Origin of the sequence: Geminicoccus flavidas (genome assembly GCF_009806515.1) — a bacterium.
GTDB classification, from domain to species: domain Bacteria; phylum Pseudomonadota; class Alphaproteobacteria; order Geminicoccales; family Geminicoccaceae; genus Geminicoccus; species Geminicoccus flavidus.
In genome coordinates this window covers 1-9,749 of sequence record NZ_WUJP01000544.1, presented here as the reverse complement: position 1 = coordinate 9,749, position 9,749 = coordinate 1, and the positions used below count along the sequence as shown (strand labels likewise).

The following is a 9,749-nucleotide window of genomic DNA, read 5'->3' as shown; positions in this document are numbered from 1 at the left end:
TGGGCGCCAGGGCGACGAACTGGCCCGGCACGGTCGAGGAGGTCGCGTAGGAGAAGTAGTAGGTCTGGTTCTCGGTAGGCTCCCAGATCAGGCTGCCCTTGGGGCTCCAGAAGCTGTTGTCGGCCTCGTACTTGTTGTAGCCGTCATTGTTCCAGACCTTGTAGGTCGAGCTGTAGTCGTCCCAGCGCACGCCGCCCAGGACCGAGAACTCGTCGGTGAGCCAGAGCCGGTCGCTGACGAACACGCCGATGTCGGTGCCGTAGCTCTTCCGCACGTTGTTCGGGTTGACCGGCAGCGTGTAGCTGTCGCTCCCGAAGAAGTCGCCCGGGTTGCGGATGGTCGGCGGGGTCTTGTCGCCGTCGGTGCCGCGGCCGACGCGATGGTCGTTCTGGTAGAAGATGTCGAGGCCGGCCACGATCTGGTTGCGGAAGCCCGCGACCTGGAAGTCGAACACGCCGGACGTGACGTTCTGGAAGCCCCAGGAGTCCTGGTTGTAGGCGGGATTGCCGCCGCCATAGGTGATGGTCGGGTTGCCGCCGGCGAAGAACTCGCCATTGCATCCGCTGTCCACGCTGCAGCCAGGCACGCTCGCGGCGAACTCGCGGGTGTAATAGGCGAGCCGCGTGTCGTTGTTGAGCGTGATGCCTTCGGCGACCTTCCAGGAGGCGCGCGAGGTCAGCATGTCGATGTCCGACTTATCCTCGTCCTGCTTCTTGCCGTAGAAGCTGTCGCGGGAGACGCCGAACTCGGTGACCGGCCGGGCGATCTCGCTGCCGGGCGGGGTGACCGCCGGCACGCCATAGTCCGGGGTCCGGTCGCCGTGCTGGTGCAGGTAGTTGAGCGACCAGTTCAGGTCGGTACCCAGGCCGAACGCGAGCGAGCCCGCCAGGCCCCAGCGGTCGGACTTCACATGGTCGCGGTCCTCGACGTCCTGGTCGTGGACCATGCCGACCACGCGGACCGCGGTGGTGTCGTTGATCTGCTGGTTGACGTCACCGACCACACGATAGAGCGGCCCGGTGCCGACCGAGCCGTCGATCGAGTAGCTGTTGCCCAAGCGCGCCGTCTTGCTCTGCGAGTTGATGACGCCGCCGGTCGAGCCGAAGCCGAAGGTCTCCGAGGACGGGCCCTTGAACACCTCGACCGATTCATAGTTGAAGCTGTCGCGGACATAGAGGCCGAAGTCGCGCAGCCCATCCAGGTAGATGTCGCCCTTGGCGTCGAAGCCGCGGATGCGGAACTGGTCGCCGTTCAGGCCGCCATTGCCCTCGCCCACCGCCACGGTGACGCTCGGCACGTTCCGCAGCGCCTGGTCGAGGCTGGTCACGCCCTGCTGGCGCAGCGTCTCCTCGTTGATCACCTGCACCGACTGCGGCGTGTCCTGGATGGTGCCGGGCAGGCGGCCGATGCCAGTGGTGGCGCGCAGCGGGTTGGCCGGCTGCTCCCCTTCCACCAGCACCGGCGGCAGGGCCACCGCACCGCTGTCGCCGGCGGCATCGTCCGTGCCGCTTTCCTGCGCCAGCACCTCGCCGGGAGTTCCCCCCGCCGCCAGAGCGGCCATGCCGGCCATGGCGAACGCAGCCGGCATGACCGGCCAGTCGACCTCGACGTTGCGCTTCATTCTTGTCCCCACTCGGCGCTGATCCCTAGTGGGGCGTGTATCGATCACGATTACACGAGGTCAACATTCCGCAACATGATTTCCGACAACAGCACCCTGAAATCCAGCAATTGATAAGATTAGAGTAATTACAGTTCCAGCCTACTCGTCAGTTATAGCGTTCATGGCAGCACGATCTTCGGGAAGTGGCAGCCGACGATCCAGTTGGGCTGGTCGACGATCTCGGTGATCTTCAGGTCGGCGCAGGCAGAACACAGCATGTAGGCCTCGACGGGCTCTATCTTCAGGCGCTCGGCGATCAGGTCGACCATCTGGTCGAGCGCGTCGATCGCGTTCTGCATCAGGTCCGGCCCGATGCCGGTGGTCACGAGATAGCCCTTGCCGTCGATGTGCCGGCCGCGTGGGGTCGGGTTGTCGATCACTGGGAACCTTGGCGCCCGTCCTTTGACCAGCTCAAGCTGGACCACGACGTTCATGGCGCTCTCGATCGCGGTGCCGCAGACCTCGCCGTCGCCCTGGGCGGCGTGGGTGTCGCCAAGCGAGAACAGGCTGCCCTCCACCTCGACCGGGAAGGTGACGGTGCTGCCGACGCAGATGTCGGCGGTGTCCATGTTGCCGCCGACCCGACGCGGCGGGACCACGCTGTGCGACCCACTCTCCGCCAAGGCCTGGCCGATCACGCCGATGAAGGGCTTGAGCGGCACCGAGGCGCCGGCCTTGAACGGGGCCGGGGTCTTCAGGTCGGTTGCATAGTGCCAGTGGGCGATCGCCGGGTCCTTGAACCGGTGCGCCAGCAGGCCGAAGCCCGGGATGTTGGCGGTCCAGCCCCAGCCCGACGGCTTCATGTCGCGCACACGCACGACCAGCGCGTCGCCGGGCTCGGCCCCTTCCACGAACACCGGGCCGGTCGCCGGATTGACCCCGCCGAAATCGAGCCTGCCGACATCGGCCGCGGTCGAGGACGGGTTCAACTGCCCGCCGGATGCATCGATCGTCTCGAACTCGATCGTGTCGCCGGGTCGGACCGTCAGCACGGGCCGCCAGCTGTTGTCCCAGCCGAAATGATGGTGCGCACGCTCGATGTAATGCTCGGCCATCGCGGCCTCCTCCCTGGCTGGCGGCGCGATCAGCCGCTGCGCCGCTCGTTCTCGATAGCGAGCCAGCGGTCGCGCGCCCAGGCCGCGACCGTCATGGCCCGCTGGATCAGCGGCCCGGCATCGCCTTCGGGCGGCACGGCCGCTCGCACCATACCCAGCACCTGCAGCGGGTCCAGGCTCACCGAAAGCCCGCACGCCGCCCAGACCAGATCCGGCGCCGGCCTGACCAGGACGCAGGTGAACCCTTCCCCGTCGCGCTCAGGATGGGTGACGCCGATCCGATCGGTACGGAGTTCCGCCGCCAGTCTGCCGCCCAGCCGCGGCAACGCTCCCACGGCATCGCCCGGCTCCTCGAAGGCCCGCCAGATCGCGACCGCGTCCCCGCCCTCGCCGAAGCGGAGCTCGAGCCTGGCCTCGCCGATGCCGCCCAGCGGGCGGTCGAATGGGGCGGGCGGCTCGAAGCTGGTCCGGCCGGGCATCGCAGCTTCGGGAGGGTCGCGGCCGAGCTCCGCCCGATCCAGCACGGCGAGCACGTCCCGGCCGGTGAAGGCCGGGCCGTCCCCGGCGGGATCATCGATGCCGAACGTGCCGGCCGAGGCGGCGAACGGGTCGCCCGTGACCGGATCCGGGCCATCCAGGCCGGCCCCGCCCACGCTCATGCCCTGCCCCCAGGCCGGGACGGCCAGGAGGAGCAGCAGCATCTGCCCGATCAGTCGACACACCCGCATGCAGGCATTCCTCCCTCCGCCGACATTCGCCCGGTCTCCTCCGCCCGGATTGTCCGTCCCCGGGTCGCGCGTCGATGGCTGCCGTCAGTCCAGCGGATCACCCAGGCCGAACAGGCGCGAGCGGTTCTCCTGGTAATAGGCCTCGGCGTCGTAGCGCTCGACCGGCAGTTCCAGCCGGTCCGCGGTGAGCTGGCCGATCGAGGCGAGCAGCGCGTAGGCCGCGATCGCCTCGTTGGCCTGGGCGCGCACCAGCTCGACCTGCGAGCTGAACAGCTCCTGCTCGGCATCGAGCACGTCGAGCACGGTCCGCGAGCCGACCTGCGCCTCCTGCTCCACGCCCTCCAGGGCGATCTGGTTGGCGCGCACCTGGGCTTGGCGCGAGCGGATGTTGGAGGTGCTGGTCTGCAGCGTCTCCCAGGCCGTGGTCACGGTCTCGGCGACACTGCGCTGGGTCGCGACCAGCTGCTCGTCGCGCTGCCGGGCCAACTGCCTGTTCTGCCGGACCTGGGAATATTCCGTACCGCCCTGGTAGAGCGGCACGGTGACCTGCACGCCGATCGAGGCATCGCGCTGCCAGGCGAGATTGGTGGTCGGCTCGTCCGCGTAGGAGGCGCTGGCGCGCAGGTCGACCTGCGGCAGCAGCCGGGAGAAGGCAACATCCACGTCGTCCCTGGCCGCGGCCAGCGTGTACTGCGCGGTCGCGATGTTCGGATTGGCTGCGGCCAGCTCCTGCGCTTCTGCCTCGTTGGCCGGCAGGGCGGCGGGACGGACCGGCTGATCGACCTTTTCCGGCTCCTGGGCGATGATCCGCCGGAACGTGGCGATCGAGTTGGCGAGCAGGCCCTCCGCCTCGACCCGCGCGGCCTCGGCGGCGGACAGGCGCGCCTCGGCCTGGGCGACGTCGGTGCGGGCGACCTCGCCCACGTTGAAGCGGTCGCGGGTCGCCTGGAGCTGGCGCTGCAGCCGCTTCTCGTTGTTGATCGCTAGATCCAGCACCGAGCGGTCGCGCCAGACGCCGGCATAGGCCTGTACCGCGTCGTAGAGCACCTGCTGCTCGGTCACGATCAGGTTGGCGCGGTTGGCGCGGACGGTGTTCTCCGAGGCGCGCAGGTTCGCATCCAGCCCGCCGCCCCGATAGAGCGGCTGGGTGACGCTCAGCCCGATCGTGGAGGAGTCGAGCGTGGCGTCGCCCTGGCTGGTGTCCAGATCGACGATGTCATAGCTCGCCGTGGCGCCCACCTGCGGCCGGTAGCCCGACAGCGCCTGGGAAACCAGCTCGTCCGTGGCCCGCAGCTGGGCACGCGCGGCACCCAGGTCCGGGTTGGTATTGTAAGCGTTGGCAAGGGCTTCCTGCAGCGTCTGCGCCTCGGCCGTACCCGCACCAATCACTCCCAGCGCCGAGGCGAGGACGAGCAAAGCCTTCAACCGCATGCCGATCTCCCGTTGCGCGCGCCCATCGGCGGCGATCCCGCTGGGACCGCCGTTACAACTTTGCCAGAGTGATCGCCACCCGCGGCCGCGGCAAGCATGGACACTATGTCCGATCCGCTACACTCGGCCGCCGTGTAGGGAATGCCACATGATGCGGAGCCGGCGGAGGTGAGCAGGCGTGCCATCGTCCATGTCGACATGGACGCGTTCTATGCGTCGGTGGAGCAGCGCGACGACCCGGCACTGCGAGGCCGGCCGGTCGCGGTGGGCGGGCGCGAGGGGCGGGGCGTGGTGGCTGCCGCCAGCTATGAGGCCCGGGCCTTCGGGGTGCGCTCGGCCATGCCGGCCCACGAGGCGCTGCGCCGTTGCCCGGAGCTGCGCTTCGTGCGGCCGCGCTTCGACGTGTATCGCGAGGTGAGCGGGCAGATCCGCACGATCTTCCGCCGCTTCACCCCGCTGGTCGAGCCGCTCTCGCTGGACGAAGCCTATCTGGACGTGACCCGCCCGGCGGACGGGCCGGCCGACCCGGTGGCGCTGGCCCGCCTGATCAAGGAGCTGATCCTGGCCGAAACCGGGCTCACCGCCTCGGCCGGCGTCTCGTTCAACAAGTTCCTGGCGAAGACCGCGTCCGGCATGAACAAGCCGGACGGGCTGACCGTGATCGCCGAGGCCGACGTCGCACCTCTGCTGGCAAGCCTGCCGGTCGAGGAGTTCCACGGCGTGGGCCCGCGTACCGCGGAAAAGCTGCGCGCGGTGGGCATCGCGTCCGGTGCCGACCTGCGCGCCACCTCCGAGGCCTGGCTGGTGCGCCGGTTCGGCCGCCACGGCGCCTGGCTCGCCCGCATCGCCCAAGGCCTGGATGACCGGCCGGTGGAGCCCGACCGGCCGCGGCGCTCGGTGTCGGTGGAGCAGACCTTCCCTCGCGATCTGGCCGACCCGGCCACCCTCCTGGCGGAGCTGCGCGCGCTGACCGAGGATCTCAACCGCAGGTTAGTGCATACCGGCTTTCGCGGCCGTTCGGTCGTGCTCAAGATCCGCACCGCGGACTTCGTCACCAGGACCCGCACCACCACACCGCGACCTTTTCCCCAGGATGTCGAAAGTATGTGGAAAATCGCGGCCGGGCTGCTGGAACGACCCGAGCTGCCGCGAGGCCCGGTGCGGCTTCTGGGCCTGGGTGTCAGCGATGGCGGCGATGATGCCGATCCGCGTCAGCTCGACCTGTTCGGCCGTTTCCGGCGTGATTCTCCTCAGGGATAGGCACAGTCCTGCATGACCGCCTCGATGCCGGGACTTTTCGCGCCGGACGTGAAGGTGAAGCGGTACTCGCGGCTCCCGTCGACCACTGAATGGCCGAGTGGCAGCACGCCCTTGACCAGTTCCAGGTTGCCGCCGATCCGCAGGAGCCTGATCTCCACGGGGCTAACCGGATCGAACCCATCACCCGGCGCGCCGTCCGGTTGTGTCACCGGCGACGCCGTGGCGCTGACCGTGATGCGGTTGTCGAGGAAGGCCACAGTCTGCAGCGGGCTGACATCGCTCGGCAGGCGCGGCTGGAAGCGGCGGCGCTCGACGCCGTCGCGGCACTGCCGCTCCGCCCGGGCTTGGCCGACGACGAAGCGCAGCCGCTCGATGGGAACGCCGTCCGCTATCCGGGTGCGCAGCAGGTCGACCAGCCCGCCGAAATCACCGTAAGGAACGCGCTCCTCCAGGTCCCGAATCGTCCGATGGGCGGCAGCCAGGGCGCCGGCCTGACGCTGCTCCGCTTCGGCATGGCGCAGCCCCGCCTGCCGGTCACGCTCGGCCAGCTCGGCCAGCCGCGCATCGAGCGACTGCACCAGCGCCTCACTCCTGGCACTGCCCGCTTCCAAGCCGAACCAGAAGGCCAGGGCCAGTGCGAGGAGCCCCGCCCCTGGCAGCAGGATCCAGCGATGCCATTGCCGCCGGCGGCGCTGCCGGTGGGTGCTCACCGGCAGCCTCGCCCGCGACGCCGCTGCTCACTCATCGTCCTGCAGCCAGTCGGCGGCGGCGATCGAGGTTCTGGGCCCGGTCTCCAGTGCCGGGTCGCGCCGGGCCTGCAGGAGCTGCAGCACCTCGGCGGCGGTCTCTTCCACCGAGCGGCGAGTCACGTCGATCTCGGGCCAGCCGAATCTGCGGAACATCCGCCTGGCCATCACCAGCTCCTCGCGGACCCGGTCCGCCTCGGCATAGTCGCCGCCGAACTGGCCCTCGTCGCCGACCCCCATGTGCTTTTGCCGGTTGCGCCGGATCGAGGTCAGGTGCTCGGCATTGATGGTGAGGCCCACCACCAGCGGCCGCTTCAGCTTCTCCAGGTAGCGCAGCTGCGGCATGTCCGGGACGATCGGGACATTGGCCGCCTTGATGCCGCGATTGGCGAGATACACGCAGGTCGGCGTCTTAGAGGTGCGTGAAACCCCCACCAGCACCACATCGGCCTCGTCCAGCCGCTCGGGCGCTTGGCCGTCGTCGTGGCGCATCGCGAAATCCATCGCGGCGATGCGCGAGAAGTAGCCCGCGTCCATCTCGTGCTGCTTGCCGATCTTCGGCATGCCGGACGAGCCGACCATCTCCGTGAGCGCGTTCATCACCACGTCCAGGACCGGGACGCAGGGCACATTCATCTGGGCGCAGCGCTCCTGCAGGATCTGGCGCAGGTCCGGCGAGATCAGGGTGAAGATCACCATCCCCGGCATCATGCCGATGATGGAGAGCACCTTCTCGAGCTGGGCGCGGGTCCGGACGAAGAACCAGACATGCTCGACCGGGACCACGTCCTCGAACTGGGACACGGCGGCGCGCGCCACGGTGGTGACCGTCTCGCCCGTACTGTCCGAGATCAGGTGCAGGTGCAGCCGCAAGGTCATCGTCCCGTCCGCTGGCCCCGGCACTCCCTCGGAGCTGTGGATGAATGGTGGACAATTCCACGCCTGCGCGGCGGGCCGCCGAACCGTCCGCATCTCAGCCCGTCCATCCACCCGTCTCCCGATATTCGACACCCATGGGGAAAGCTTCGACGCCCGACGATGCACGCACGGACGATAGCGTTGGACAATCCCCCACTTCCACCGAATCCTTATCCCCCGGGCAAGGCGCGGAATAAACTGGCCTTTTTGCGGATGTTCCAGCATTTGTACCCAGGACGCGGCGCCTGGCTGGAGACTGGGCAGACCGCAGGGAGATCCGGGGGACCGTCTGGCAATCCCGACTCAGGCCCTGCCAACAACCACCACTGCAACCTGTTCTTCTCCATTCGATTCGCAAAAGAACAGATTCTTAGGAACTGTTGACCTGTGGACAAATCCGGCTTGCCGATCCGTTCGGCTGACAAGCTGCTGATCCGGTCTCTCAAGGGTCAGCCGGCGGCACGCCCGCCGTTCTGGCTGATGCGCCAGGCTGGGCGCTATCTCCCGGAGTATCGCGAGATACGCAAAGAGGTGCCGGACTTTCTCTCCTTGTGCTATAATCCCGACTTGGCGGTGGAGGTGACCCTCCAGCCGATCCGGCGGTTCGGCATGGACGCGGCCATCCTGTTCTCCGACATCCTGGTGGTGCCGGACGCTCTGGGCGTGCAGGTCAGCTTCGCCCAGGGGGAGGGGCCGGTGCTGACGCCGGTCAGGACGGCCGAGACCCTGGTCCAGCTCAGCATGGATCAGCTCCACGAGCGCCTGAGCCCGGTTTATGCGACACTCAGCCGGCTAAGGGAGGAGCTGCCGCCGGAGACGGCGCTGATCGGCTTTGCCGGCGCGCCCTGGACCCTCGCGGCCTATGTGGTGGAAGGCGGCGGCTCGAAGGACTTCGCGGCCGCACGCACGCTGGCCCGCTGCCAGCCGGAACTGTTCGGCCGGCTGATCGAGCTGCTGACCGACGCGGTGATCGCCTTCCTCGACCGGCAGGTGCAGGCTGGTGCCGAGGTGCTGCAGCTGTTCGACAGCTGGGCCGGCGCGCTGCCGCCCGACCAGCTGGAGCTGTGGGCGATCCGGCCGGTGCAGCGGATCGTGGCGGAGCTCAAAGCCCGGCACCCCGACATACCGGTGATCCATTTCCCGCGCGGCGTCGGACTCGCGCTGCCCGAGGTGGCGGCCAGGGTGGGGGCGGACGGGCTGAGCCTCGACACGAGCGTGCCGATGGCCGAGGCGGTGCGGCTCCTGCCGCGCGACCTGTGCCTGCAGGGCAATCTCGATCCGGTCGACCTGGTGGCCGGCGGGGAGGGCATGCTGGCGCGCCTTGCAGCACTGGCAAAGGCCAACCGGGGCCGGCCCTGGATCTTCAACCTGGGCCACGGCGTGCTGCAGCAGACCGATCCGGGCGAGGTGCAGCGGCTGGCCGACGCAGTCCGGGCGTTGCACGCCTGATATTGGCCAGAACCCTTGAAATCCTCGCCGCGATGGGCCATTGATCGGGAGCGGCACCCTTGCCGTCCCCTGAAAACTTCCCGCTTCATCGACGTTCGCCAGGCCCCTTGATGGAGCCCGACAGGATCGTACGATCGGAAGCGCACGCGAGGTCCGGTTGAGCGACTGGTCGCTCTGGCTGAAATCCCTGCACATCATGGCATTCGCCGCCTGGATGGCGGCGATGTGGTATCTGCCGCGCCTGATGGTGTATCATGTCGACAAGGTCGTCGGCGGCGACTCGTCGGAGACCTTCAAGATCATGGAGCGGCGGCTCCTGAAGGGGATCGCCACCCCCGCCATGATCCTCACCTTCGTGTTCGGGATCTGGCTCGCGATCGTGCAGAACCAGTTCTCCGACGGCTGGCTGCACGCGAAGCTCCTCCTGGTGCTGCTGCTCGCCGGCTGCCACGGCTTCCTGGCTGGCCAGGTCCGGAAGCTGGCGCGGGACGAGCGGCCC

At 68.6% G+C, this 9,749-nt stretch carries 9 protein-coding genes; 3 read left to right on the top strand and 6 right to left on the bottom strand.

All coding sequences use genetic code 11. The features are described from left to right. The 4 genes from EQG76_RS15350 to EQG76_RS15335 form a co-directional block, all read right to left on the bottom strand. Positions 1–1,621 (bottom strand): TonB-dependent receptor (locus tag EQG76_RS15350; RefSeq protein WP_159714976.1); only part of this gene is annotated, 1,621 nt, incomplete at its 3' end. A gap of 161 nt (positions 1,622–1,782) precedes the next feature. Further along, positions 1,783–2,718, bottom strand: a complete 936-nt coding sequence (locus EQG76_RS15345; protein WP_159714974.1) for an acetamidase/formamidase family protein — start codon at positions 2,716–2,718, stop codon at positions 1,783–1,785. 29 nt (positions 2,719–2,747) lie between these two features. After that, the gene (locus EQG76_RS15340; RefSeq protein WP_159714972.1) at positions 2,748–3,446 is read right to left on the bottom strand and encodes a hypothetical protein; all 699 of its coding nucleotides are present in this window, start codon (positions 3,444–3,446) and stop codon (positions 2,748–2,750) included. An 84-nt stretch (positions 3,447–3,530) separates the two neighbouring features. Further along, on the bottom strand, positions 3,531–4,877 hold the full coding sequence (locus EQG76_RS15335) for a TolC family outer membrane protein (protein ID WP_159714970.1): 1,347 nt from the start codon (positions 4,875–4,877) through the stop codon (positions 3,531–3,533). A 168-nt stretch (positions 4,878–5,045) separates the two neighbouring features. Between EQG76_RS15335 and dinB the strand changes: the two genes are divergently transcribed. Beyond that, positions 5,046–6,137, top strand: coding sequence for a DNA polymerase IV (gene dinB, locus EQG76_RS15330; protein WP_331463780.1), 1,092 nt, complete (start codon positions 5,046–5,048; stop codon positions 6,135–6,137). Here dinB and EQG76_RS15325 read toward each other — a convergent pair. Both EQG76_RS15325 and EQG76_RS15320 read right to left on the bottom strand, forming a co-directional pair. Further along, a complete protein-coding gene (locus EQG76_RS15325; protein WP_159714958.1) occupies positions 6,128–6,847 on the bottom strand; it encodes a hypothetical protein in 720 nt (239 codons plus the stop codon). The two genes, dinB and EQG76_RS15325, sit on opposite strands and share 10 nt — an antisense overlap. A 27-nt stretch (positions 6,848–6,874) precedes the next feature. Next, positions 6,875–7,762 carry a pyruvate, water dikinase regulatory protein gene (locus EQG76_RS15320; RefSeq protein WP_159714957.1) on the bottom strand — a complete coding sequence of 296 codons (888 nt, stop codon included), beginning with the start codon at positions 7,760–7,762 and terminating at the stop codon, positions 6,875–6,877. A gap of 441 nt (positions 7,763–8,203) precedes the next feature. Here EQG76_RS15320 and hemE point away from each other — a divergent pair, with 441 nt between their 5' ends. Then, complete coding sequence (gene hemE / locus EQG76_RS15315; protein ID WP_321573467.1) at positions 8,204–9,250, top strand: uroporphyrinogen decarboxylase; 1,047 nt, start codon at positions 8,204–8,206, stop codon at positions 9,248–9,250. A 157-nt stretch (positions 9,251–9,407) separates the two neighbouring features. Next, positions 9,408–9,749: CopD family protein (locus tag EQG76_RS15310; RefSeq protein WP_159714956.1), on the top strand; the 342-nt coding region annotated here is incomplete at its 3' end.